This is a genomic window from Micromonospora sp. CA-244673 (assembly GCF_050948395.1).
Classification (GTDB): Bacteria; Actinomycetota; Actinomycetes; order Mycobacteriales; family Micromonosporaceae; genus Micromonospora.
Map to the genome: position 1 here is coordinate 1,763,506 of NZ_CP192019.1, position 23,348 is coordinate 1,786,853.

The following is a 23,348-nucleotide window of genomic DNA, read 5'->3' on the forward strand; positions in this document are numbered from 1 at the left end:
CCGCAGGTCAGGGCCGGTCGAGCCAGGTGCGCAACGCCCACCACCAGCGGACGGTGTCCGGCACCGGGCACCGCGCGCCCTCCTCGACCGGCGGCCCGCCGGTGAGTTCCCGCAGCCGGCGCAGCCGGTAGCGCACGGTGTTCGGGTGGACGTGCAGGGCGGCGCCGGTCTGGTCCAGCCGCTGGCCGTGGTCCAGCCAGGCCAGCGCGGTCGCGGCCAGCTCCCGATGGAACTCGTCGGCCGGGTCGAGGCCGCCGAGCAGGGCGCCCCGGAGCAGTTCGGCGAGGGCCGGCTGGGCGGCCAGCGCGGTCTGGACGGCGAGGTCGGTCACCAGGTGCAGCCCGTGCAGCCGCCGGTGCGCCGCAGTGCGCAGGGCGGCCAGGCAGAGCGCGTACATGGCCGGCGCCCGGTCCAGCGGCCGGACGGGGGCGACCACCAGCAGCAGGTCGACCGGGCCGGCGGCCGGTAGCCGGGGGGTGAGACCGGCCAGCCGGTCCTCGATCGTGCCGAGCAGGCCGCCGCACCCGGAGAACTGCCGGTGCAGCGCGTGGGCCCGGACCGGGTCCGGCTGCTCGGCGACGAGGCAGTGGTAGCGGCCGTCGGGACGTAGCCCGAACCGGGCCAGCTCCGCGGGCGGCACGCCCGCCGGCCCGCCGAGCAGCAGCCGGCGCAGCAGCCGGGCGCGGGCCGGCGCGCCGGTGCGGGCCAACTCCCGCTCGGCCGCCCGGTGACCGTCGACCACGGCGCGTTCCACGGCCGCGGCGTACCGGCCGATGGTGAGCAGCCCCTCCAGCAGCACCTCGTCCGGGATCCCCGCCGCCCGCCCGTGCCGGACCACCAGCTCCACCGCACGGTCCCGGCCGGCCTGCACGCCGCACAGCAGCCCGGCCACGGAGACGCCCTGCGCCGCGCGGTCGGCGCCCAGCCGGCGCGCCTCGGTGAAGTCGCGCTCACCCGGGTCCTCCCGCCGCTCCAGCGCGCCGAGCCCGCTGGTGAGCAGGAGGACGACCTGGCGGTGGACCTCGGCCGGCGGGAGCCGGGCCACCTCGGGCGAGTGGGCGCGGGCGGCCCGGACCACCTCCTCGACGGCAACCGGGTCGGCCGCCAGGTCGCGCAGCAGCACCCCGAAGGAGGGGGCGCTCCCGGTCCGGGTCATCGGCTTCCGCCGCCTCCCGTTGTCGTCGCGGCACAACCGGGCCGGCCGGGTGTTGGCGTCCGGTCCCTATCCGGTGTGGCCGACGGGTTGCTCTCCTGATTGTTACCGCAAGGTAACACCGCCCGGCGCAGAGAGAAACGTTGATGTCGCAACCGGCCACCAGGAGGCGTCTATGACCCCCGACCCGTCCCGCCCGCCCCGTCCCCGCGGCCGCCGCGCCGCCCTCGCCGCGCTGGCCGCCCTCACCCTGGCCGTGCCGGCTCCGGTGGCGGCGGCCCCCCGGCCCGCCGCGGCCGCCACGAGCCTGCAGGAGGTGATGTTCGTCGGCAACAACTGGGAGGGCACGGCCGACGTCATCCGGTCCCGCGGCGACTACGCGCGGCTCGGCCGGATCGACGTGGTCCCGGACCGCAACGAGCGGTTGCGCGAGATCTACCTGAACCCGATCCGGCTGGCGTTCTTCCTCGGCATCCGGCAGGGCCCCGGCGAGGGGCACGACCAGCTCGTCGACGACATGTACACCACACCGGACGGAACCGCCCTGGTCGCGTCCCGGCCCAGCTTCGCCGATGTGGTCTCCATCGACCTGGCCACCGGCCAGCTCCGCTGGCGCTTCGCGGTCTCCGGCTACCGCGCCGACCACATGGCCGTGTCACCCGACGGCGGCCAGGTGGCCGTCTCCGCCTCGACCGGCAACACCGTGCACGTGCTCGACATCCGCACCGGCCAGCAGCTCGGCTCCTTCCCCACCGGGGACAAGCCGCACGAGAACATCTTCACCGACGGCGGCCGGCGGCTGTGGAACATGTCCATCGGGGAGGTGAACACCGACCTGGACGCCCCCTGGCTGGACTGGACCAAGGGGGACCGGCGGATCACCGTCGCCGACACCACCACCTTCGGCGTGGTGCGGGTGATCGACATGCGGTCGCGGCTGGACGCCGCCGGCCGCCGGGACCTCTCCGACGCGGTCCGCCCGGCGGTCTTCACCCCGGACGGGAGCCGGCTCTACTTCCAGGTCTCGTTCTTCAACGGCCTGGTCGAGTACGACGTCGCCGCCGACCAGATCACCCGGGTCGCCACCCTGCCGAAGAACCCGGCCACCAGCGAGGACCGCACCACCTGGGTGAACGACTCGCGGCACCACGGCCTGTCGGTCAGCCCGGACGGCGCCCGGCTCTGCGTCGCCGGCACCATGGACGACTACGCCACCGTCGTCGACCGGGCCACCCTGCGCGAGGGGACCCTGGTGCCGGCCAGCAAGCCGTACTGGGCCACGGTCAGCGGGGACGGCCGGGACTGCGTCATCTCCGAGGCCGGCGCCGACCGGGTCACCGCGATCAGCTTCGCCACCGGGCAGAAGGTGGCCAGCGTGCCGGTCGGCGACCACCCGCAGCGGGTCCGCATCGGACACCTGCCGCTCGGCTGGACGCCCCCGGCGGCCGGCTGACCGGCCCGCGCACCGTCACCGGGCGGGGCAGCGCAGCCCCTCCCGGGGGACGGTGAGCGAGACCAGGTACGCGTCGACGGCCCCCGTCACGCAGGCGGTCTGCGGGTAGGCCGTGTGCCCCTCACCCTCCCAGGTGAGCACCCGACCGACGCCCAGCATCGAGGCCAGCGCGGCGGTCTGCTCGTAGGGCGTGGCCGGGTCGCCGGTGGTGCCGACCACGAGGATCGGCGGCGCGCCGGCCGCCTTCCCGGTCGGGTACGGGTCACGCCCGCCGGGCCACTCCACGCAGCCGAGCATCCCGACCGCCAGCGCCGGGCCGAACAGCGGGTATTTCTGCCGCCACTGCGACTGGATCGAGCGGATCTGCTCCCGGGTCGGCTTCTCGGTCTCGTCGGCGCAGTTCACCGCCATGTTCGCGTCGAACATGTTGGAGTAGTGCCCGTTGTCCTCGCGGCCCGCGTACGCGTCGGCCAGCTTGAACACGCCGCTCGGGTCGCCGCCCTGCAACGCGTCGACCGCCCGGGCCAACTCCTGCCAGCCCTGCTCGGTGTAGAGGGAGGAGATGACCGCGTAGAACACCCAGCCGGCGGTGGCCTCCCGGCCGTCCCGGCCCCGCACCGGCGAGACCCTGGCCTTGTCGATGGCCGTGGTCACCGCGGCCCGGGCATCGGGCGCGATCGGGCAGCGGCCGGCGTTCGCCGCGCACCAGCGGGCGAAGTTGTCGAACGCCCGCTCGAAGCCCTTCGCCTGGCTCTCCGAGCCGGCCAGGAGCTTCTGCCGCGGGTCCACCGCCCCGTCGAGGACCAGCGCCCGCACCCGCTGCGGGTAGAGCTGGGCGTAGGTCGCGCCGAGCAGGGTGCCGTAGGAGTAGCCGAGGTAGGTCAACTTGTCGTCACCGACGGCCGCGCGTACGGCGTCCATGTCCCGCGCGGCCTGCTCGGTGCCGTAGAGCGGGAGCTGGGCGCCGTACTTCGCGCCGCACCGCTGGCCGATCCGCCGGTTGAGGTCGGCGAAGCCGTCGAAGGACCCCTGGCTCTCCGGGTCGGGGTCGTAGCCGAAGCTGGCGTCCAGGTCGGCGTCGGAGATGCACTTCACCGGGCTGGAGCGGGCCACCCCGCGCGGGTCGAAGCCGACGATGTCGAACCGGTCGGTCACCGCGGCCGGCAGCCCGCCGAAACCCGGCCCGAAGGACAGGTAGACCGCCGTGTCCACGCCGGACGCGCCCGGCCCGCCCGGGTTCACCACCAGCGACCCGATCCGGTCGCGCTGCTTGTCGGAGCGGATGCGGATCAGCGCGATCTCGAAGGTCTCCCCAGCGCCCGGCCCGGCCGTCGCGCCGGTGCCCCAGTCACGGGGGACGGCGATCCGGGCGCAGTCGTAGCGCATGCCCGCCGCGCCCCGCCCGACCAGCTCGTCCGGCACCTCGGGGCAGGGTCGCCAGGTCGGCGCGGTGCCCGGAGCGGCCGCCTCGCCCTGGCTCTCGGCCCGCGGGGCGAACGCCGGGAGCGTGCAGCCGGCCGTGAGCACCAGCGCCGCCAGGAACCCGGCCAGGATGGGCCGGCGGCGGAACCGGTCGGAGAAGCGGGTCACGTGGAGCCCTCCATGATCGTGTGGACCGCCAGGCTACGCCCGGCCGGGCCCGTCGCCTGCGGTCGCCGCCGGGTCCCCCCGGAGCACCTCGTCGACGTCGAAGCGGATCGGGCGCTCCAACTGGTCGTAGGTGCACGAGCGGGGGTCACGGTCGGGACGCCAGCGGACGAACTGCGCGGTGTGCCGCAGCCGGTCGCCCTCCATGGCGTCGTAGCCCACCTCGACGACCAGCTCCGGGCGCAGCGGCTCCCACTCCAGGTTCTTGCCGCCGGTCCACCGGCTCACCCCACCCGGGATGCGCTGCCCCCGCTCGTGGTCGCCGTGCACCCACGGGTGGTCGCCGCCGACCTCCCGGTAGGGCTCCAGCTCGTCCAGCAGCTCCTTGCGGCGGGCCGCGGTGAACGAGGAGCTGACCCCGATGTGGTGCAGCACCCCGGCGTCGTCGTAGAGGCCGAGCAGCAGCGAGCCGACCACCGGGCCGGACTTGTGCCAGCGGAAGCCGGCCACCACGGCGTCGGCCGTGCGCGCGTGCTTGACCTTGAACATCAGCCGCTTGCCCGGCTCGTAGGGCAGGTCGGCCGGCTTGACGATGAGCCCGTCCAGCCCCGCCCCCTCGAACACGTCGAACCAGCGCCGGGCCGTCTCCGGGTCGGTGGTCACCTGGGTCACGTGCACCGGGGGCCGGACCTTGGCCAGCGCCTTCTCCAGGCGGCCCCGGCGCTCCGGGTAGGGCCGGTCGGTCAGCAGCTCGTCGTCGAGGGCGAGCAGGTCGAAGGCGACGAAGTCGGCCGGGGTGGTCTCGGCGAGCAGCTTCACCCGGGAGGCGGCCGGGTGGATGCGCTGGGCCAGCAGCTCGAAGTCGAGCCGTGGCTTTCCGCCCGGGCCGTCCCGGCGGATCACGATCAGCTCGCCGTCGACCGCGCACCGCTCCGGGAGCTGGCGGCGCGCCTGCTCGACCACCTCGGGGAAGTAGCGGGTCATCGTCTTGCCGCCGCGACTGGCCAGCTCGACCTCGTCGCCGTCGCGGAAGATGATGCAGCGGAAGCCGTCCCACTTGGGTTCGTAGGTCAGGCCGGGATCGGTGGGTAGTCGGGGCACGCTCTTCGCCAGCATCGGCTCGACCGGCGGATTGATCGGCAGGTCCACGGCGACCAGTCAATCAGACCCCACCGACGGTCGTGAGGCAGATCACCGGCGGCACCGGGCGGCGTGTCCCGTCCCGGTCCCGATCGTCACCCGCGACCGGATGGTGAAACCGCAGGTCAGCGCTACGGTCGCGGCGTGCCGGAGTGGAGCTGCGGATGCTGCGGTCGCTGGCGGGTCAGCGTGGAACTGATCCGCGGGCGCTACCGCTACCGGCTCGTGCACCGCTACCCGGCCGAGCACGGCGGCGGCGCGAACGTCGTCGGCGAGGTGGCCTCCGTGGCCGAGCTGGAGCTGCTGCTCCGCCGGTACGCCCCGGTCGGCCTCGCCGACCTCCGCGAGGCGGCCTGACCGGGATCACCCGCCGTCGATCACCGGCGTAACCTGACCCTGATCCGATCAGGGAGGAAAGCGGCATGCGTTTCGTCGAGTCCGTCGAGATCGCGGCCGACGCCGACCGGGTCTGGGCGGTGCAGACCGACGTGGAGCGCTGGCCGGAGTGGACGCCCTCGGTGACCTCCGCACGGCGACTGGAACCCGGGCCGCTCACCCTCGGCGCGACGGCCCGGCTGGCGCAGCCCCGGCTGCGCCCGGCGGTCTGGCGAGTCACCGAGATCGACCCGCCGCACCTCTTCGTCTGGGAGTCCGACAGCCCGGGCGTGCACAGCCGCGGCGAGCACCGCCTCGTCCCGCTGGCCGACGGGCGGGTCCGCGCCGAGCTGGTGCTGGCCCAGACCGGCCCGCTCGCCGGGCTCGTCGGGCTGCTCGCCGGCCGGACCATCCGCCGCTACCTGCGGCAGGAGGCCGAGGGGCTCAGGCGCCGCTGCGAGCGGGGCTGACCGCGCCGGGCGCACCCGCGACGAGCTTCTCCAACACCGCCAGGCGGTTGCCGTTCTCGTCCGGCCGGTGCGCCACCACCCGGTAGCCGCGCCGCGCGTACAGGCTCAGGTTCTCCGCGCTCTCCGCACCGGTGAACAGGGCGAACCGGGCCACCCGCCCGGCGCAGGCGCCCTCCACCGCGGTCAGCAGCCGGCCACCGATGCCGCGCCCCTGCTGGTCCGGGGCGACCGCGAGGCGGCCGACGTGGGCGGTGTCGCCGTCGACGCGGGCGCGCACCGAGCCGACCAGGCGCGGCCCGAGCCGGGCGGCCAGCACCACGGTCGGGCCGGCCAGGGCGGCGCGGACCTCGTCCAGGGTCTCGGTCAGCGGGGGCAGGAACACGTCCCGGTAGCGCTGCGCCTCCACCAGGTACGCGGCGCGCTGCACGGTGAGGATCTCGCCGGCGTCCGCGACACCGGCCGGGGCGACGGTCAACTGCTCGGTCACCCCGCAAGCCCACCACAGCCCGCCGGACCGGCGCCGGGCGGGCCACCCCGCCCGGCCGTACGCTGGCGGGGTTTCCGCGTGGAGGAGGCCGACGTGCCCGAGCTGACGTACCCCGAGGTGGGCGCGACCCGCGACGGGCGCCTGCCGGCCGGCTACGACCACCTGCGCCACCGGGTCCGGCTGCCCGACGGCGCCTTCGCCACCGCGGCGGACGCGGTGCTCGGCTGGCGGCTGCACCGGGCGGCCGGCGTCGTCATGCGCACCGGCGCGCCGCGCGCCGCCGCGGGCGTGCGGGTCACCCCGGGGCTGGGCGTCGGCCCGCTGCGGATCTGGGGCCCGACCGAGGTGGTCTGGACCGTCGAGGAGCCCGACCGGGCCGGGTTCGGCTACGGCACCCTGCCCGGGCACCCGGAGATCGGCGAGGAGGCGTTCCTGGTCACCCGGACCGCCGACGGCGTCTGGTTCGAGGTGACCGCGTTCAGCCGCCCGGCCCGCTGGTACGTGCGCGCCGCCGGGCCGCTCAGCCGGGCCGTCCAGCGCGCGTACGCCTGGTGGCTCGGTCGGACCCTGCGCCGGCTCTGCGCCGGTCACCGGCCGGCGTCGCCGCCTCAGTAGCCGGCGAAGGAGCGGATCGGGGCGCGCGGCCCGTACTTCGGCGCCTGGATGCCGGCGGCCTCCAGCAGCACGCAGACCCGGCCGCGATGGCCCCGGAACGGCTCCAGCAGGGCCAGCATCCGGGCGTCGTCGCCGCGCGGCTCCCCGGCCAGCGCCCAGGCCACCGTGTTCGGGACGTGGTAGTCGCCGACGCTGACCGCGTCCGGGTCCCCGTACGCGATCCGGACCACCTCGGCGGCGGTCCACGGCCCGATGCCGGCGATCGCGGTGAGCCGGCGGGTGGCCTCGGCGGCGTCGGCGCAGCGTTCCAGCCGGTCCGCGACGGCGGCCGCGCGGCGCAGTGTGTCGGCCCGCCGCTGCTCCACCCCGAACGGGTGGAAGACCCAGTACGGCGTGGCCGCCACCGCCGCGGCCTCGGGCGGCAGGAGCAGCGGTTGCAGCGGCCCCGGCGCCGGCTCCCGGAAGTGCCGCACGGTCGCGGAGTACGCCCGGTACGCCTCCTTGCCGGTGACCTTCTGCTCGAAGACGGCACGCAGCAGCCGGGGGAAGACCTGGCCGGTGGCGGGCATCCGCAGCCCGTGATGCTCGCGGGCCAGCCGGGCCACCAGCGGGTGCGCGCCGGCCAGCGCGGCGAACCCGCTCAGGTCGTCGCGGAGCCCGGCCACCGCGTCGGCCCGCTCGACCACCCAGTCCGCCCCCGGGCCGTAGCCCTCGGCGACCAGCTCGCCCGCCTCGGGACGCAGCGCGAGGGTGGCCGGGCCGGCCGGGGCGCGGGTGGCCCACCAGAAGCTGCCGGCGGCGATCCGGGCGCACGGGTCGTACGGGCTGAAGGTGAGGGCGCGGACCGAGGCGGCCAGTCGGTAGCCGGCCGGGGGGCGCAGCGTCCGGCGGGCGTCGGGGGAGGTCACCCCGCCACTCTGCCATGACGTCCTCCGGTGACAGCGGACACGGCGCGGGGTGCGGCGCCGGCCCGCTTTGTTCGGGCGCCCGGTGCCGCGCGGGGTGCGGCGCGGGCCCGCTTTGTTCGGGCGCCCGGTGCCGCGCGGGGTGCGGCGCCGGCCCGCATCGGGCCGGCGCCGCGCCGGGACGCGGGGCTGCCGGATGGCCACCGTCCCGGAACCACGACGGTGGCCGGCCGCGCCCTCCCCGGCTGCGACCGGCCACCGTGACCGGGGTCCGTCAGTACGAGTAGCCCGAGTCGCCGCCCGAGTCGCCCGACGCCGGCGGGGCGACCGCCTTCGGGGTGCCGGTGGGCAGGCAGGTCAGGTTCTTCTTGCCGTTCGGGTCGACGACGAACCACGTGCCGCCGACGCCCTGGCCCTTCCACTGGCCGGGCTTCTTGTCCCCGATGTAGCGGTAGACCGGCCAGCCCCCGATGGTGATCTGCCGGGTGCCGTCCTGTCGGGTGACGGTGCCGACCTTGTCGTCGGAGACGCCCTGGAGCTGCGGGTTGCCGTCGGTCAGCGCGGGCGGCCAGACCTGGGCGCACTTGTCGACGCAGTTGGACTGCGCCGGGTCGGCCGAGTCCTTGTCGAACCGGTACAGCACCCAGCCGTCCTGGTCGGTGACGACCTTGCCCATCCGGGGCAGCTTCTTGCCGACCAGTTCGTCGGTGAGTTGCACGTCGGACGGGGGCGCCTTGTCGTCGGCGGCCGCGTCCGGGGACGCGGAGGCTTCCGGTTCGGCCGACGCGGTGGGTTCGGCCGCGGCGACGGCGACCGGCTCGGCCGCGCTCGAGTTCGCCCCGTCGTAGCCCGCGGGGGCGCAGGCCGTTAGTGCGACCATCGCGCTCGCGACGATGACGGTCGTCCGCTTCAGGTGTGCCACGTGCCCTCCTCGTTCTTGGCAGTTCGCCGAGTAGTACGGGCGGTGCGCTGTCAAGGTTGAAGGGAAAAAGGTGCTCCATTTCACAGTGGATCGGTTGAACCGATCCGGCCGGTGGCGCGTGGGGGAGCACATCGGGCCGGTGTCCCCGGGAACGACGAAACGGCGCCGGGCGATGTCGCTGCCCGGCGCCGGCGTTCCGGCGGGATCAGAGGTCGCTCACCGTCACCAGCGGGCTGGCGATGCCGTTGACGTCGACCGACTGGACCTGGATCTTCTCGATGTCCTTGAGCGGGGCCGACGTGGACGCGCTCAACTCCAGCGGGAGCTGGTTGGTGTTCGTGCCGTAGCCGCCGCCCGGCACCGACCACGTCGAGACGACCTCGCTCGTGGCGTTCTTGCGGACCACGACCAGCCGGCACGTGCGCGGCCCGGGCAGGCGGGTGAGCTGCAGGTCGATCTGGGTGCCGTACTCCTTCGACGCCAGCCACATGGTGGTCTTCACGCCGGTGCCCGGGTCGACCGCGTTGTGCTGGTCGCCCTCCTGCTCGTTGCCGCCGACGTTCGGGTCGTTGGGGTCGGACGGCTCGCTGTTCGGCGGAGCGGTGACGGGCGCCGTGAGGGTCGGCCCGGCCTGCGGGAGAGGCTTGTCGTCGCCGCCGCCGAACACCCCGGCCATGCCGACGCCGCTCAGGCCGCCGAACACCACGACCGCGGCCGCGGCGGCGAAGACCTGCCGCATCCGGGTCCGCCGCCGGTCGCGGCGCACCGCCACGAGGGTACGGTCCAGCAGCGCCGGATCGGTGTGCGTCTGCTCCAGCGCGGCCATCGCCTCGCCGTCGATGCCGGAGAGCATCCCCACCACCGGGACCATCGTCTCCAGTTCCGCCGCGCACGCCCAGCAGGTGGCGAGGTGCTCCTCGAACCGCTCCGCGTCCTGCGGGTCCAGCACGCCGAGCGCGTACGCGGCGACGTCCATGTGGTCCGCGCGGCTCATTCCGTCACCCCCCTCTCCTGCAGAGCCGTGCGCAGCGCGCGCAGCGCGTAGTAGACCCGCGACTTGGCGGTGCCGAGCGGAAGGCCCAGCTCCTCGGCCGCCTCGGGCACGGTACGCCCCCGGAAGTACGTCGCCACCAGGATCTCCCGGTGCGACTGGCTCAGCGTACGCAGCGCGTCCGCCACGGTCATCGTGCGCAGCACCCGGTCGGTGCTGTCCGCCTCGGCAAACGCGGTCAGGTCCCGGTCGTACGTCTCCGCCGGGCGGGCCTGTTCGCTGCGGTGCTCGTCGATGGCGATCCGCCGGGCCACCGTCACCAGCCAGGGACGCAGCGACCCCTGACCGTGGGTGCCCAGCCGGTGCGCGTTGCGCCAGGCCCGCAGCAGCGTCTCCTGCACGATGTCCTCGGCGCGCTGCCGGTCGCCGCCGGTCAGCCGCATCACGAACATCAGCAGGGGCCCGGCGTGCTCGGCGTAGAGCAGCCGGATCAGCTGGTCGGAGTGGCTCGCCTCGGTGGACGTGGCCTGGTGGCGTCCGGGCGCCGGTCGCGGCGTCACCGGATCATTCTGGCGATCCGAGGGGCAGGCGTCGACCCCCCGGCCCGACCTCGACGCGCGCGACCGGGGCTGTGCCCGGGCGAACATCCACTCGGGCCTCGCCACCTCGCCGTGCCAGCCGGCCGCCACCGCATGCATGCAAGACCTCCGGTGTCCAATGACTCAGCCGAGACCCCCCACGGGCATGGCCGCCCGGTGATACGCAGCGGCCCGCCGAGCGGATCAACGCCGGACGGAAAAAATTCCGGGCGGGGGCGGCGTGGAGTCGGTGGCGTCGGCGTCGTGGACCACCGGAGCGCCCCCGACGAAGCGGTCCAGCTCGGCGCCGTACAGCACCCGGCCGGGGAACCAGTCGCCGGCGGCCCGCCGGGTCAGCTCCGGCACCGGCGGCTCCACCCGGGACGCCACGAGCACGAGGTTGCCGTAGCGCCGGCCGCGCAGCACCGCCGCGTCGCCGACCACGCAGGCGCGGGGCAGCACGGTGCGTACCGTGGCCACCTGCCCGCGGGCGTGCCGCAGCGGCGGGCCGTCGGCGATGTTCGCCAGGTAGCAGCCGTCGGGCCGGAGCACCCGGGCCACCTCGGCGGCGTACTCGGCCGAGGTCAGGTGGGCGGGGGTGCGGGCGCCGGCGAAGACGTCCGCGACCACCACGTCGTAGCTGCCGTCCCGGCTCGACGTCAGGGTGGCCCGGGCGTCGGCGACCCGGACCCGCAGCCGGGGGTCCGCCGGCCAGGGCAGCTCCCGGCGCACCAGCTCCACCAGCGCGCCGTCCACCTCGGACACCCGCTGGGTCGAGCCGGGGCGGGTGACCTGGACGTAGCGGGGCAGGGTGAGCGCGCCGCCGCCCAGGTGCAGCACCCGCAGCGGCGCGCCGGCCGGCGCCACCAGGTCGATCGCGGCGGCCAGCCGCCGGACGTACTCGAACTCCAGGTGGCCGGGGTCGTTCAGGTCCACATGGGACTGCGGGGCGCCGTCGAGCAGCAGCGTCCAGGAGCCCGGCCGGTCCGGGTCGGGCACCAGCTCGGCCTGCCCCGTGTCGACCTGCGTGACCTCCCGGTCCGCGCCGCGTCGCCGGCCCATCAGCGCCGGATCCCCCGGGCCGCCGCGGTGAGCACCCGGTGCAGCAGGCGGGCGTCGCCGAGCATCCCGCGCAGCCGGCGCTCCAGGCCGGCGATGGGGATGAGGTTCTGCGGGGCGCGCGGGTCCTTGTACGGAGTGGAGGCGAACCGGGGCAGCGTCACCAGGGACAGGTCGGCCAGCCCGATGGCCTCGGCCTCGGTCAGCTCGGCGGAGCACTCGACCCGCACGATGCCGGCCCACGGGGCGCCGCCGGCCACCGGCAGCCGCAGGTACCACGAGTAGCCGCCCCACGCGGTGCCCAGCCGGAACACCGGGCAGCGCTGCCCCGGAGCCAGCCCGGTGACCACCGCGGTGAGCCGGCCGTCCAGGTACTGGCTGTGCTGGGTCTTGATGTAGCCGAGGGTGCGGGGCAGGTTCCGCCGGCTGCGCAGCGGCCCGTCCACCACCAGCAGGTCGCCGTCGGCCCGTACCGTCTCGGAGACCGCCACCTCCAGGGCGGTCAGCGGGCCCTGCACGGCGGCGGGGAGCTTGCTCAGCTCGCCCGTGCCGCTCACCCGGTGCACCGGGTAGTGGATCGCGCCGGCCACCACGTCCTGCGCCGAGGGGCTGGCGGTGAACAGGCCCCGGCCCACCCGCGAACCGGCCAGCTCCGCCGCGCCGCGCTCCAGGTCGCAGCGGACCACCCCCGCCGCGTACGAGGCGGCGATGCCGGGGAACGAGCCGCCGTCGTCCTCCGCCGTCCAGACGCTGGCGTCGATCCGGCGTACCCCGTCGACCAGCAGCACCACGTCCGGGGCCGCGACGTCGCGCCGCGCGTCGACGGCCCGCCAGTCGGTGGCGGGCAGCTCGACGTCGGCGTCGACCTGGGCGCTGCTCGGCGCCGCCGGCCCGCCCCCCGCCTCGAACGACGCCCCGTAGGCCGGGTCCCACGCGTCGACGAAGAACCGGGCTCCCGCCCTCGACGGTCCCGTCACGCCGCACTCCTCACAGGCCGGTCCGTTCGACGCGGGCCGTGCGGGCGTCCTTGCGGACCTCGAAGCGGACCGGGATCCGCTCGGCGAGCGCCGGCACGTGGGTGACGACACCGACCATCCGGTCGCCCCGGGCGGCCAGGTTCTCCAGGGTCGCCGCCACCGTGTCGAGGGTGGCCGCGTCCAGCGTGCCGAAGCCCTCGTCGAGGACGATCGACTCCAGGCTGGCCGCGCTCGTGGACATCCCGGCGAGCTGCTCGGAGAGGGCCAGCGCCAGGGCCAGCGACGCCTGGAACGTTTCGCCGCCGGAAAGGGTGCGCACCCCGCGCCGCAACCCGGCGTCGTGGTGGTCGACCACGAAGAACTCGCCCTTGTCGTGCACGAGGTCGTACTGGCCGCCGGAGAGCTCGCGCAGGATCCGCGAGGCGCCGTCGACCAGCAGGTCCAGGGCCTCGGCCAGCAGCCAGCGTTCGAAGTTGTTGGCCCGCAGGTGCCCGGCGAGGGCGCGGGCCACCCGGGCCTCCCGCTCGTGGCCGGCCCGCTGCTCGCGCAGCTCGGCGGCCTGCTCGCGGCGCTCCTCCAGCCGGCGCAGCTCCGCCTCGGCCCGCTCCACCGCCACGGCGGCGTCGCGCTGCGCGTCCCGCGGCGCGGGCAGCCCGGCGGCGTCGAAGAGCCCGCCGATCCGCTGCGCCACCTCGCCCGCCGCGGCCTCGGCGGCGTCGACGGCGCCGGCCAGCCCGTCCCGGTCGGCGCGCCGCCGCCCGGCCTGCTCGCCGGCCCATCCGGCGAGGGCCGTCCAGGCGGCGGCCACGTCGTCGCGATCGGCGGCGGGTGGACCGAACCGGGCCAGCCCGTCGCGGACGGTGTCGAAGTCGCGCCAGGCCCGGCGCAGCCGATCCTGCGCCCCGTCGAGGGAGCTGCGGGCCCGGCGCGCGGCGTCGCGGCCGGCGCGGACCGCACCCGCCGCCTCCTCCAGCGCCCGGCGCAGCCGGGCGTGCTCGGCCAGGGCCCCGCGCAGCGCCTCCGGGGTGGCGGCGCCGGCGAGCTGCCCGTCCAGCTCGGCCAGCCGGGTCGCGAGCTGGTCGTGCTCGGCCCGGGCGCGCAGCAGCACCCGGTCCAGCTCGCGGGCGGCCGCGTCGCGCTCCTGCACGACCCGCTTGGCGGCCTCGCTGGCCGCCCGGGCCGCCTTGCCGGCCGCGAGGGCCCGGGTCACGGCCGACCCCTTCGGCACGGCCGGCACCCGGGGGACCGGCTGCTCGCAGACCGGGCAGGGGCCGCCGTCGACCAGGTGCGCCCGCAGCGCCACCGCCTGGTCGGTGGCCTTCGCCTCCTCGTGCGCGCGGAACGCCGCCTCCAGCTCAGCCTCGGCCCGCTCGGCCTCGGCCCGGGCCGCGGTGAGCGCGCCGGCCGCCGTGTCGTGCTCGGCCTGCGCCGCGTCCACCGCCGCGCGGACCGCCGCCGCCTCACCGGTCAGCCGCTCCCGGTCGGCGTAGGCCTTGAGCTGGAGGCGCAGCGCGCTCTCGTCGCCGGCCGCGGTCAGCTCGCCGCGCAGCTTCTCCTCGCGCTCCTCGGCCAGCCCGACGGCGGCGGCCGCCTCGTCCGCGGCGGCCCGGGCGGCGGACACCGCCCGGGCCAGCTCGGCGGTCCCGTCCGGCGGCCGGACCCCGGCCAGCACGGTCAGCTCGGCGTCGAGCGCCGCGAGCGCTGCCGCCTGCTCGCGCGCCGTGGCCCGCGCCCGCTCCAGCTCCGGTACGGCCGCCGCGACCGCCCCGGCCAGCTCGCGCATCGCCTCGACCCGCTCCCGGGCGGCGACCAGGCTCTCCTCGTCGATGTCGGCGAGGCCGCCGAGCACCTTGTCGACCGCCTCCAGCTTCGCCTCGGCCTGCCCGGCGCGCTCGGTGGCCTTCTTCTGCACCTCCTCGTAGATGCCCAGCCCGAGGAGGTTGACGAGGATCTGCTGCCGGGTGGCCGGCTTGGCGTGCAGGAAGTCGGCGAACTGCCCCTGCGGCAGCACGACGCAGCTGGTGAACTGCTCGTACGGCAGCCCGACCGCGTCCAGCACCGCCTGCTCCATCTCGGCCGGGGTGCCGGCCACCACCTCGCCGAGATCCTCCGGGCTGAGCCCGGTGTCGAGCTTGGTGACGTCGAACCCGGGCGGCATGAGCTGCAACCCCGCGTTGGCGGTCTTCACCGTGCCCCGGCCGTCCCGGCGGACCACCCGGGTGGCCACGTAGCGGTCGCCGGCGGACTCGAAGACCAGCCGCACCCGCGCCTCGGTGGCCGACGGGGCGAGGGCGTTGGCCAGGCCCCGCGTGCCGCCCCAGCGGGGGACCGTGCCGTAGAGCGCGAAGCAGATCGCGTCGAGCACCGTCGACTTGCCCGAGCCGGTCGGCCCGACCAGCGCGAAGAAGTCCGCGTCGGTGAAGTCGACGGTGGTCTCCTCGCGGAAGACGGTGAAGCCCGCCATGTCCAGCCGCATGGGCCGCATCAGTGCTCCACCTCCTCGAGCAGCTCGTCGAAGAGCTCCCGGACGTCCTCGTCGGCGTGGCCCCGGCTGCCCAGGTAGTCGGCGAACAGCTCGCGCGGCGAGCGGCCGGCGCGCTGGGCCGTGCGGGTGCCGCTGCCCGGGGCGGGCACCAGCTCCGGGTCGATCCGGATCTCCAGCGCCCGGGGGAGCAGCTCCTGCACCTCCTCCCGCAGCCCGGCGCGGGGCTGCTCGCGGACGTAGACCCGCAGCCAGCCGTCGGGCACGTCGACCTCGGCGAGCTGGGCCAGGGTGCCGCGGACCGTGCGCAGCGGGACGGCCCCGGGCACCGGCACCTCCCGGATCTGCGCGGCGGTCGTCGCGGTCACCTCGACGATCGTCACCGACCCGACGTTCTCCTGCTCGCCGAAGTCGACGGCGAGCGGGCTGCCGCTGTAGCGGACCGGGCAGGGGCCGATCACCCGCTGGGAGCGGTGCAGGTGGCCCAGCGCCACGTAGTGCGCGTTGCCCGGGAACACGGTCGCCGGCACCGCGTAGCCGAGCACGGTGTGCGCGTCCCGCTCGCCGCCGCCGGTGCTCGCACCGACCACGGTGAGGTGGGCCGTGACCAGGTGCACCCGGTCCGGCTCGGTGAACCCCTCGGCCAGCCGGGCGAGCACCCGGCCGAGGTGGTCGGCGTAGGTCTGGTTGGCCTCGGCCGGGGTCAGCTCGTACATCTCCACGGCGCGTACGGCGTAGCGCTGGGAGAGGAACGGCAGCGCGGCGACCTGCCAGCGCTCGCCGTCGCGGGTGGTGCCGTCGATGACGTGCTCGGCCGGATTCTCCCGGACGCTGCCCCGCAGCGTGATCCCGGCGGCCTCGGCCCAGGGGCGCAGCGCGTCGAGCGCCGCGCCGTTGTCGTGGTTGCCGCCGATCGCCACCACGTCCGCCCCGGTGCGGCGCAGCGCGGTGAGCGCCCGGGTGACCAGCCGGGTCGCCTCCGGGGTGGGCGCCGCCGTGTCGTAGAGGTCGCCGGCCACGATCACCAGGTCGGGTCGCTCGACCCGGGCGATCTCGATCACCTGGGCGAGCACCTGCTTGTGCTCCTCGGCCCGGGACTGCCCCTTGAGGACCTTGCCGACGTGCCAGTCGGAGGTGTGCAGGATCTTCATGGTCAGCCCTCTAGAACGGGATGTCGTCGTCGGAGGTGCCCGAGCCGACCACCGCGAACGGGTCGGCCGCCTGGGTGATCGAGCGCAGCGTCTCCGAGGGCGCCCGGCCGGCCTCGGAGACCCGGGTGGCCCAGGCCGGGAAGGGGAACTCCAGGCAGAGCGGGACCGGGATGTCGGGCTGGTTGACGAACATGGTGCCCGGCTTGGCCAGCAGGGCCCGCTGCCGCTGGGCGGGCGGCAGGAAGCCGTATTCCGGGCGGGACGCCTCGGCCGGGTCGAGCCGGCCGACCACCCGGATCGCCGAGTTGGTGACGATCCGCCGCTCCACCTCGCTGGCGGTCTGCTGGGCGCCGACCAGGATCACCCCGAGCGAGCGGCCCCGCTCGGCGATGTCGAGCAGCACCTCCTTGATCGGGGAGGAGCCTTCCCGGGGGGCGTACTTGTTGAGCTCGTCGAGGACGACGAAGAGCAGCGGCTTCGCGGTGCCCGCCTTCTCCTTGCGCTCGAACTCGCTCTTGAGCGTCACGCCGACCACGAAGCGCTGCGCGCGGTCCGGCAGGTTGTGCAGGTCGACCACGGTGACCTGGGCGGACTCGGCGGTGTTGATCGAGTGCGGGCGGCGGGTGGCCAGGTCGCCCCGGATCAGCCGGCCCAGGTCCTTCTTGCTGCCGATCAGCCGGCGGGCGAACGCGTTGACCGTGCCGAGGCCGACCGCGCTGCCCGCCCACTCGCTTCGGGTCTCGTCGTCGTTGAGCTGCGCGACGACGTGGTCGACCAGGTCGGCGTAGGACCCCAGCCGCACCCCGTCGATGCTCACCCCGCCGTCGGCGGGCTGGGCGTATCGGGCCAGGTGGGCGGCGACCGAGTGCACCACCATCGTGTATTGCTGCCGCTCGTCGTCGGCGTCGGCGAAGACGTAGGGCAGCAGGCGGTCGGCGCAGAACTCGCTCAGCGTCCAGTAGAAGCTGTCCACCCCGGTGAGCCGGCTGCTCACGTCGGGGGTGCCGGACGAGTCGCCGACCCGGGGCGGCGCGTAGACCCGGACGTCGGGGAACGCGCCCGCGTCGAGCCCGAGCTTCGCGTAGCCGGCGCGGGTGGCGTCGTCGAGCCGGGTGTTGGGGTGGTCGAGGAAGAGCAGGTCCTCGCCCTTGACGTTGAAGATCAGCGCCTTGGCGTTGACCGCGTCGCCGCCGAGCACCCCGGAGCGGAAGACCGAGTAGAGCAGGAAGGTGGCGAAGCTGGTCTTGGTGGCCACGCCGGAGATGCCGGAGATGGAGACGTGCGCGCCCCGGGTGCCGTCGAGGAAGTCGGCGTTGAGGTAGACCGGGACGCCGTCGCGGCCCATGCCCATCGGGATGCGCCGCTCCATCCGGTCGAAGTGCAGCGCCCGGGCCCGGGCGTCGCCCTCGGCCCGGTGCACCACGGCGCCCGGGGTGGGCGGCACGTAGAACTCGGGGTCGACGCGGGTGGTGGTGACCTCGGCGGCCTCCTGCACCTGCGCGGGCAGGGTGCCGTCGGCGATGGCGAACACGTCGGAGTCGAACTGCGCGCCCTCGTGCCGGGCGCGCACCTGCGTGACCACGCCGGCGATGGTGACCGGCTCCCGGTCGGGCAGCTCGCGGCGGGTCACCACGACATCGTCGAGCTGGAGGTAGCTGCCGGGGGCGACGGCGGTCCAGAAGGTGAGCGGGGTGGCGTCGGCGGTGCCGAGCACGCGGCCGACCCCGTCGCCGGGGCCGTCGAGCAGGTCGTCGGTCATCGGCGGTCTCCGGTCGGCTGGTCGTCCCGTTCACGGCGCACGTCGTGCATCCTGCCCGAGGGATGCGACAGGTTGCCACGCGACGCGGCGGACGCCACCTCGCCGGTCCGCCGGCCGTGCGCAGCGGGACCGGCCGCTGACTCTCCGTACGCCCCGGTCGGCCATTCCGGCACCGCCGGGCCGGATCACGGGGGATCCTGCAAGGGGCCGGTGGACGGAAGGCACGAGGAGCGGCGGTGGGAGCAGTCCGGAGCCGGACGGCGTGGCTGCTGGCGCTCGCCGTGCTGCCGCCGGTCCTGCAGGCGGCCGTGCTCGTGGGCATCGGCTTCCACGGCGCCCGGGGGCTGGCGCCCCAGGTGACCGCGGTCTGGCCGTACGACTCGTTCCACGACCTGCGGTGGCTGCTGGTCTACCACGACTCCTGGTGGAACTTCGGCCTCGGGCTGGTGCTGCTCACCGTGTTCCGCGGGCTGCTCTCCGCCGGGCTGACCGCGCTGGCCTGGCCCGCGCGGGCGGCGCGTCCCCCGTTCGGCTGGCTGGTCCGGCGGAACCTGGAGGTGGCCGCCCTCGCCCTGGTCATCATCTCGCCGTGGGCCGCCATCTCGGTGGCCTTCTCGGCGGTCGCGCTCTCGCTCTACCTGTTCGCCTCGCTCGCCCCGATGCTGGTGCTCGCCCCGTTCCTCCAGCGCGCCGGGGTGGTCGGGAACTGGTGGCGCGGCCTGCCCACCATCGAGCTGCTCGGCTGGTCGGTGCTCAACTTCGTGGTGCTCACGGTCGCGGGCGCCGTCATCTCCAGCACGTCGGGCTGGTGGGCGGTCCCGGTGGCCGCGCTGGCCGGCCTGGCCAACGGCCTGCTCTGGCAGCGCACCGTGTCGGCGGCCGTGCTGCCGGCCCGGATCCGCCTGGCCCGGACTCCCGTGGCGCCGGTGGCCATCGCCCTCACCATGGCCGCGGCGGTCGGGTCGCAGTCTCTCGTCGGCCTGGCGACGGGTCCACCGGCGGAGTGGCTGCCCCCGCTGCTCACGCAGCGGCTGCCCGACCGGGTGCCGCACGCGGTGATCGCCATCGCCGGACACGACTCGCAGTGGAACGGCCGGCCACCGGCGGACCCCCGGGTGGAGCGCTTCTCCTACCGGGGGCTCGACCGGCAGGGGCGGCCGCTGCCGTACGGGCCGGAGACGACCCACCAGTCCCTGGACGCCAGCGCGGTGCTGCTGGCCGCGCAGATCGACCGGTTGCACCGCCGGACCGGCCGGCCGATCGGCCTGCTCGGGTTCAGCGAGGGCGCCATGGTGGCCCGCACCTACCTGGACAAGTGGGCGCAGCCCCTGCCGGTGGAGGCGGTGCTGCTGTTCAGCCCGCTCGTCCAGCCCGGCCGGGCCTACTACCCGCCCCCCGGCTACAGCGGGTGGGGCGTGGCCGCCGGTTGGGAGCTGCGCGGGATCTTCTGGCTGGCCAACCTGGGCCGCCGGGTGAAGAGCACCCCGGACGAGCCCTTCGTCCGCTCGGTGCTGGTCAACGCGCCCTTCTACCGCAACCGCACGCTCTGTCCGGTGGCCGGGGTCCGCGTGATCGCCTTCCTGCCCACGGTCAGCGCGGCGGAGGCGCCGCCCGGCGAGTACAGCCGTATCCCGGTGTTCCAGATGCCCGCCCTGCACGGCGGCCTGATCGGCCAGCGGCTCGCCGAGGAGCGGGTGGTCGACTTCCTGGCCGGCGGCCGGGTCGACGAGCCGCGCCGGGAGTACCGCCTGCTCCAGCGGCTGGGCGCCGCCTGGCAGGCCCCGCCGCTCGCGCTGGCCGTCAATCCGGTGTGGGCGGCCGCCCGGGAGGGCGACCCGGCCTTCTCCGGCCGGATCTGCGAGCCCCGCTGACCGGCGGCCTCACACCGCCCGGCCGGTGGCCCGGCAGTGCCGGAGCAGCAGCCGGATCGCCGCCGCGTCGACGGCGGCCACGATGAGCAACCGGATCGGCGCGTACGGCAGCATGAGCAGGTCCAGGGCGATCGCCAGCGCGGCGCAGCCGATCGCGACCGCGGCGGCGTCCCGCCGGCCGGTGAGCGCCACCAGCCCGGCTACCGCGACGGCGGCCCCGATCGTCAGTTGCAGCCAGGCCCAGAAGGTGAGGTCGACCTGGTGCATGCCGCCCTCGCCCAGCACCACGAAGACCCCGGACCGGAGCATGCCGAACCCGGCCAGCACGTCGGCCAGCCCGGTGGCGACCAGCAGCCCACCGGCGAGCACCGGCCGACCGGTCCGCTCCGGGGCCGTCCCGGTCGCCTGCGGAGTACGCATTCCCCGAGGTTACGGCGCTGATCAACGGCGGGTTCGCGAGACGGCGCAGCCCGACCAGGCGGGGCGCGGGTTCCGGCGCACCGTACCCGCGCCCCGCGTCGTGCCTCAGCCGCCGGCGAGCACCTCGCGCAGCCGGGCGGCGAAGGCCGGCGGGTCCTCGGCGAAGCCGACGTGGCCGCCCGGGAACATCGCCGGCGCTGTGCCCAGCGCCGCCGCGAGCGCCCGCGAGGTGCGGTCGCATACCTCACCGGTCGACCGCTCACCGAGACCGACGACGACCCGGGTCGGGCCGTCGCGCAGGGCGTCCACGTCGGGCCGGAAGCGGGTGGTCCCCCGGATCATGTGCAGGTACTGGAAGTGCTCGTCGGCGGCCGCCTGCGGGTCGGGCTCGCCGCCGAATATGCCCAGCACCACCTCCTCCGGCAGGTGGATGTTCGCGGTGGCGAGGAACTGGCGTCCGGCGCCGAGCCGGTCGCCGGAGCGGTAGGTGGCGATCATCTCGTCCTCGCGGGCCAGCAGGTCCGCCCGGTCGGGCAGCAGGCCGAGCAGCGGCGGTTCGTGCGCGACGACCGTGTGCACCCGCTCGGGAGCCGCCTGGGCCAGGGCGAGGACGGTCACCGCGCCGCCGCTGGAGCCCAGCACGGCGGCCGGACCCGCGTCGACGTGGGCGAGGAGCCGGGCCACGTCGTCGGCGCGCAGTTCGGGGGTCGAGTCCTGGTGCGGGTCGTGCAGGACGCTGCGGCGGATCCCGCGCGGGTCGGTGGTCAGCACGGTGTGCTCCGCGGCCAGCAGGTCGGCCAGTGGCACGAAGGCGTCGGCGTCCATCGGGGCGGCGACCAGCGCCACGAGCGGGCCCCGGCCGCGTACCTCGTAGTAGAGCCGCCCGTCGGGCACCGCCAGGGTGCCGGTGGTGACGGGTGCGGTGGACATGCTGCTCATCGGGTCCTCCAGGGTCGTGACGGGCGAGCCGTTCACCTTCCTGACTCCGGCGCTGCGGCAGAATCGTCGTCGTGAGCGTCAGTTCCCCGGCCGCCGCCGGATCCCCGGACCGCGCCCCCGTCGACGAGGCCGACTTCACGGCGCTCGTCGCGCCACTGCGCCGGGAGCTGCACGCCCACTGCTACCGGATGCTCGGCTCGGTGCACGACGCCGACGACGCCCTCCAGGACGCGCTGCTGCGGGCGTGGCGCGGGCTGCCCACCTTCGCCGGGCACGGCTCGCTGCGCTCGTGGCTCTACACCGTGGCGACCCGGGTCTGCCTCGACGCCATCGCCGGTCGCGCCCGGCGGGCCCTGCCGGTCGACCTCGGCCCGGCCAGTGACCGCGCGGTGCCCGACAGCGGCCCGGTCCACGAGGTCGCCTGGCTCGGCCCGTACCCGGACACCGGCCTCGCGCCCGGCCCCGTCGCTCCGGGCGCGCGGTACGAGCAGCGCGAGGCGGTCGAGCTCGCCTTCGTGGCCGCCGTGCAGCACCTGCCGGGCAACCAGCGGGCCGCGCTGCTGCTCTTCGACGTCCTCGGCTACTCCGCCGCGGAGATCGGGGTCATGCTGGGCACCTCGACCACGTCGGTGAACTCGGCCCTCGCGCGGGCCCGCCGGGTGCTGGCCGAGCGGGCCCCGCCGCGACGCAGCAGCGCACCCTGCGGATGCTCGACGACGCCCGGCTGCGCGAGGTCGTCACCGGCTACGCCACCGCCCTGGAGAACGGCGACGCGGACGCCCTGGTCGCCCTGCTCACCGAGGACGTCACCTGGTCCATGCCGCCGATGCCGCACTGGTACCGGGGTGTCGCGGCCGTGCTGGACTTCGCCCGGTCGGCGCCGCTCGGCCCCTGTGGCAGCTGGCGGCACCTGCCCGCCGGCGCGAACGGCCAGCCCGCGGTCGCCGGCTACCTGCGCCGGGTCGGGACCGGCCCGTACCTGCCGTGGTCGGTCGACGTGCTGACGCTGCGGGGTGACCGGATCGCCGGGATCACCTCGTTCGTGGGCGCGGAACACGCCGCGGCGTTCGGGCTGCCGGACTCGCTGCCGGGGGCGGCCGTTCCGCCGACCCGGTGACCCGTGGCCGCCGGCCGCCGGCCGCCCGCTCCGCCCCGGCCGGCGAGGCTGTCCGCGTATCCCCTTTTGCCCTTGACGGACGGTGCGGTCAGGCGGCCGGTGCGGCGCCGGCGGGCGGCGCCTCGCCGGGGTCCCGGGCGTAGCGCAGCATCAGCACGCCGTCGGCGGCGGCCAGCACGTGGCGCAGCGGCAGGTGCCGCGGCGCGCTGCCGGCCCCGGCGGTGATCCGGCCCGGGCCGGCGCCGGCGAGCAGCGGCGCGACGGTCAGGCACAGCTCGTCCACCAGGTCGGCCGCGGTGAGCGCGCCGAACATGTGCGGCCCGCCCTCGCAGAGCACCTGGCCCAGCCCGCGCCGGCGCAGCTCGGCCAGGCCGGCGGCCAGGTCGACCCGCTGCGCGCCGCAGCGGACGAGGTCGGCCACCTCGGTCAGCCCGGGCGGCGGGTCGGCGGCCGCGTGGGTGAGCACGAGCGGCCGGACCGGCGCGTCGGCGAAGCACGCCTGGGCCGGGTCGAGGTCGAGCGAGCCGGAGACCACCACGAGGGTCGGGTATTCGGCCAGGCCCTGCTCGCGGCGCCAGGCGCGGCGCTCCTCGCCGAGCCGCAGCGCCCGGTAGCCCTCGTGGCGCAGCGTCCCGGCGGCCACCACGAGCCCGTCGCAGAGCATCCGCAGCAGGCCGAAGACGCGCTTGTCCGGCTCGCCGGAGAGCCCGGCGGAGTAGCCGTCCAGGGTGACCGCGCCGTCGGCGCTGGCCACGAAGTTCACCCGCAGGTGGGGGCGGGGGACGCGGCCGTAGAGCGCGGCCAGCTGCGGGTCGGTCAGCGGCCCGGTGACGGGCGCCGGCCAGACCCGCTCGATCGGGGTTCCGACGCTCATTCGCCGGCCGGACCGGTGACCGG

General features: G+C 75.8%; 21 protein-coding genes and 1 pseudogene. 6 read left to right on the top strand and 16 right to left on the bottom strand.

What is annotated here, in order from left to right; translation table 11 throughout:
• Nucleotides 1-7: 7 nt before the first annotated feature.
• Nucleotides 8-1,156: a helix-turn-helix domain-containing protein gene (locus tag ACQP12_RS08440; protein ID WP_433286383.1), complete on the bottom strand. Its 1,149-nt coding sequence runs from the start codon at nucleotides 1,154-1,156 to the stop codon at nucleotides 8-10.
• A 172-nt stretch (nucleotides 1,157-1,328) separates the two neighbouring features.
• Here ACQP12_RS08440 and ACQP12_RS08445 point away from each other — a divergent pair, with 172 nt between their 5' ends.
• Nucleotides 1,329-2,606, top strand: a complete 1,278-nt coding sequence (locus ACQP12_RS08445; protein ID WP_433286385.1) for a YncE family protein — start codon at nucleotides 1,329-1,331, stop codon at nucleotides 2,604-2,606.
• A gap of 15 nt (nucleotides 2,607-2,621) precedes the next feature.
• On the opposite strand, the gene ACQP12_RS08450 is transcribed toward ACQP12_RS08445, so the two are convergent.
• Together ACQP12_RS08450 and ACQP12_RS08455 are read right to left on the bottom strand one after the other, a co-directional pair.
• Nucleotides 2,622-4,196, bottom strand: a complete 1,575-nt coding sequence (locus ACQP12_RS08450) for an alpha/beta hydrolase (protein WP_433286387.1) — start codon at nucleotides 4,194-4,196, stop codon at nucleotides 2,622-2,624.
• Nucleotides 4,197-4,229: 33 nt separating this feature from the next.
• Entirely contained in the window at nucleotides 4,230-5,342 is a 1,113-nt protein-coding gene (locus tag ACQP12_RS08455) for an ATP-dependent DNA ligase (RefSeq protein WP_433286389.1), read from the bottom strand.
• A gap of 135 nt (nucleotides 5,343-5,477) precedes the next feature.
• Between ACQP12_RS08455 and ACQP12_RS08460 the strand changes: the two genes are divergently transcribed.
• Nucleotides 5,478-5,690 carry a hypothetical protein gene (locus tag ACQP12_RS08460; protein ID WP_091311643.1) on the top strand — a complete coding sequence of 71 codons (213 nt, stop codon included), beginning with the start codon at nucleotides 5,478-5,480 and terminating at the stop codon, nucleotides 5,688-5,690.
• 65 nt (nucleotides 5,691-5,755) lie between these two features.
• Nucleotides 5,756-6,178 carry an SRPBCC family protein gene (locus ACQP12_RS08465; RefSeq protein WP_433286391.1) on the top strand — a complete coding sequence of 141 codons (423 nt, stop codon included), beginning with the start codon at nucleotides 5,756-5,758 and terminating at the stop codon, nucleotides 6,176-6,178.
• On the opposite strand, the gene ACQP12_RS08470 is transcribed toward ACQP12_RS08465, so the two are convergent.
• A complete protein-coding gene (locus tag ACQP12_RS08470; RefSeq protein WP_357942313.1) occupies nucleotides 6,153-6,665 on the bottom strand; it encodes a GNAT family N-acetyltransferase in 513 nt (170 codons plus the stop codon). The two genes, ACQP12_RS08465 and ACQP12_RS08470, sit on opposite strands and share 26 nt — an antisense overlap.
• A gap of 93 nt (nucleotides 6,666-6,758) precedes the next feature.
• On the opposite strand from ACQP12_RS08470, the gene ACQP12_RS08475 reads away from it, so the two are divergent.
• A complete protein-coding gene (locus tag ACQP12_RS08475; protein WP_433286393.1) occupies nucleotides 6,759-7,280 on the top strand; it encodes a DUF1990 family protein in 522 nt (173 codons plus the stop codon).
• On the opposite strand, the gene ACQP12_RS08480 is transcribed toward ACQP12_RS08475, so the two are convergent.
• The 9 genes from ACQP12_RS08480 to ACQP12_RS08520 form a co-directional block, all read right to left on the bottom strand.
• Nucleotides 7,274-8,188, bottom strand: a complete 915-nt coding sequence (locus ACQP12_RS08480; protein WP_433286395.1) for a DNA-3-methyladenine glycosylase family protein — start codon at nucleotides 8,186-8,188, stop codon at nucleotides 7,274-7,276. The genes ACQP12_RS08475 and ACQP12_RS08480 overlap by 7 nt on opposite strands.
• A gap of 271 nt (nucleotides 8,189-8,459) precedes the next feature.
• Nucleotides 8,460-9,107: a COG4315 family predicted lipoprotein gene (locus tag ACQP12_RS08485; protein ID WP_357942319.1), complete on the bottom strand. Its 648-nt coding sequence runs from the start codon at nucleotides 9,105-9,107 to the stop codon at nucleotides 8,460-8,462.
• 205 nt (nucleotides 9,108-9,312) lie between these two features.
• Nucleotides 9,313-10,101 (bottom strand): anti-sigma factor family protein, encoded by a 789-nt coding sequence (locus ACQP12_RS08490; RefSeq protein ID WP_433286397.1) that lies wholly within the window; start codon nucleotides 10,099-10,101, stop codon nucleotides 9,313-9,315.
• The gene (locus ACQP12_RS08495) at nucleotides 10,098-10,796 is read right to left on the bottom strand and encodes a sigma-70 family RNA polymerase sigma factor (protein ID WP_151465193.1); all 699 of its coding nucleotides are present in this window, start codon (nucleotides 10,794-10,796) and stop codon (nucleotides 10,098-10,100) included. Before ACQP12_RS08495 ends, ACQP12_RS08490 begins: the two co-directional genes overlap by 4 nt.
• A gap of 84 nt (nucleotides 10,797-10,880) precedes the next feature.
• Nucleotides 10,881-11,738, bottom strand: coding sequence for a spermidine synthase (locus tag ACQP12_RS08500; RefSeq protein ID WP_433286400.1), 858 nt, complete (start codon nucleotides 11,736-11,738; stop codon nucleotides 10,881-10,883).
• The gene (locus ACQP12_RS08505) at nucleotides 11,738-12,712 is read right to left on the bottom strand and encodes a hypothetical protein (RefSeq protein WP_433286402.1); all 975 of its coding nucleotides are present in this window, start codon (nucleotides 12,710-12,712) and stop codon (nucleotides 11,738-11,740) included. Before ACQP12_RS08505 ends, ACQP12_RS08500 begins: the two co-directional genes overlap by 1 nt.
• A gap of 10 nt (nucleotides 12,713-12,722) precedes the next feature.
• Nucleotides 12,723-15,197 carry an AAA family ATPase gene (locus ACQP12_RS08510; protein WP_433286404.1) on the bottom strand — a complete coding sequence of 825 codons (2,475 nt, stop codon included), beginning with the start codon at nucleotides 15,195-15,197 and terminating at the stop codon, nucleotides 12,723-12,725.
• The gene (locus ACQP12_RS08515) at nucleotides 15,197-16,345 is read right to left on the bottom strand and encodes an exonuclease SbcCD subunit D (RefSeq protein WP_433286407.1); all 1,149 of its coding nucleotides are present in this window, start codon (nucleotides 16,343-16,345) and stop codon (nucleotides 15,197-15,199) included. The genes ACQP12_RS08510 and ACQP12_RS08515 overlap by 1 nt, the downstream gene beginning before the upstream one ends.
• Nucleotides 16,346-16,355: 10 nt before the next feature.
• The gene (locus ACQP12_RS08520) at nucleotides 16,356-18,104 is read right to left on the bottom strand and encodes an ATP-binding protein (protein ID WP_433286409.1); all 1,749 of its coding nucleotides are present in this window, start codon (nucleotides 18,102-18,104) and stop codon (nucleotides 16,356-16,358) included.
• Nucleotides 18,105-18,340: 236 nt separating this feature from the next.
• On the opposite strand from ACQP12_RS08520, the gene ACQP12_RS08525 reads away from it, so the two are divergent.
• Nucleotides 18,341-19,975, top strand: coding sequence for a hypothetical protein (locus tag ACQP12_RS08525; protein WP_433286411.1), 1,635 nt, complete (start codon nucleotides 18,341-18,343; stop codon nucleotides 19,973-19,975).
• Nucleotides 19,976-19,984: 9 nt separating this feature from the next.
• Here ACQP12_RS08525 and ACQP12_RS08530 read toward each other — a convergent pair whose 3' ends face one another.
• Nucleotides 19,985-20,395, bottom strand: a complete 411-nt coding sequence (locus ACQP12_RS08530) for a DUF7144 family membrane protein (protein ID WP_433286413.1) — start codon at nucleotides 20,393-20,395, stop codon at nucleotides 19,985-19,987.
• A 105-nt stretch (nucleotides 20,396-20,500) separates the two neighbouring features.
• Nucleotides 20,501-21,334: an alpha/beta fold hydrolase gene (locus tag ACQP12_RS08535; protein WP_433286415.1), complete on the bottom strand. Its 834-nt coding sequence runs from the start codon at nucleotides 21,332-21,334 to the stop codon at nucleotides 20,501-20,503.
• Between the two features lie 155 nt (nucleotides 21,335-21,489).
• Here ACQP12_RS08535 and ACQP12_RS08540 point away from each other — a divergent pair.
• A pseudogene (locus ACQP12_RS08540) lies at nucleotides 21,490-22,451 on the top strand (sigma-70 family RNA polymerase sigma factor).
• 88 nt (nucleotides 22,452-22,539) lie between these two features.
• On the opposite strand, the gene ACQP12_RS08545 reads toward ACQP12_RS08540, so the two are convergent.
• Nucleotides 22,540-23,325 carry a pyrimidine reductase family protein gene (locus ACQP12_RS08545; protein WP_433286417.1) on the bottom strand — a complete coding sequence of 262 codons (786 nt, stop codon included), beginning with the start codon at nucleotides 23,323-23,325 and terminating at the stop codon, nucleotides 22,540-22,542.
• Nucleotides 23,326-23,348 lie beyond the last annotated feature (23 nt).

Coding starts and splice junctions, on each gene's coding strand:
- ACQP12_RS08440 (WP_433286383.1), bottom strand. CDS start 1,156: ATGACCCGGACCGGGAGCGCCCCCTCCTTCGGGGTGCTGCTGCGCGAC.
- ACQP12_RS08445 (WP_433286385.1), top strand. CDS start 1,329: ATGACCCCCGACCCGTCCCGCCCGCCCCGTCCCCGCGGCCGCCGCGCC.
- ACQP12_RS08465 (WP_433286391.1), top strand. CDS start 5,756: ATGCGTTTCGTCGAGTCCGTCGAGATCGCGGCCGACGCCGACCGGGTC.
- ACQP12_RS08490 (WP_433286397.1), bottom strand. CDS start 10,101: ATGAGCCGCGCGGACCACATGGACGTCGCCGCGTACGCGCTCGGCGTG.
- ACQP12_RS08495 (WP_151465193.1), bottom strand. CDS start 10,796: ATGCATGCGGTGGCGGCCGGCTGGCACGGCGAGGTGGCGAGGCCCGAG.
- ACQP12_RS08500 (WP_433286400.1), bottom strand. CDS start 11,738: ATGGGCCGGCGACGCGGCGCGGACCGGGAGGTCACGCAGGTCGACACG.
- ACQP12_RS08510 (WP_433286404.1), bottom strand. CDS start 15,197: ATGCGGCCCATGCGGCTGGACATGGCGGGCTTCACCGTCTTCCGCGAG.
- ACQP12_RS08515 (WP_433286407.1), bottom strand. CDS start 16,345: ATGAAGATCCTGCACACCTCCGACTGGCACGTCGGCAAGGTCCTCAAG.
- ACQP12_RS08520 (WP_433286409.1), bottom strand. CDS start 18,104: ATGACCGACGACCTGCTCGACGGCCCCGGCGACGGGGTCGGCCGCGTG.
- ACQP12_RS08530 (WP_433286413.1), bottom strand. CDS start 20,395: ATGCGTACTCCGCAGGCGACCGGGACGGCCCCGGAGCGGACCGGTCGG.
- ACQP12_RS08535 (WP_433286415.1), bottom strand. CDS start 21,334: ATGAGCAGCATGTCCACCGCACCCGTCACCACCGGCACCCTGGCGGTG.
- ACQP12_RS08545 (WP_433286417.1), bottom strand. CDS start 23,325: ATGAGCGTCGGAACCCCGATCGAGCGGGTCTGGCCGGCGCCCGTCACC.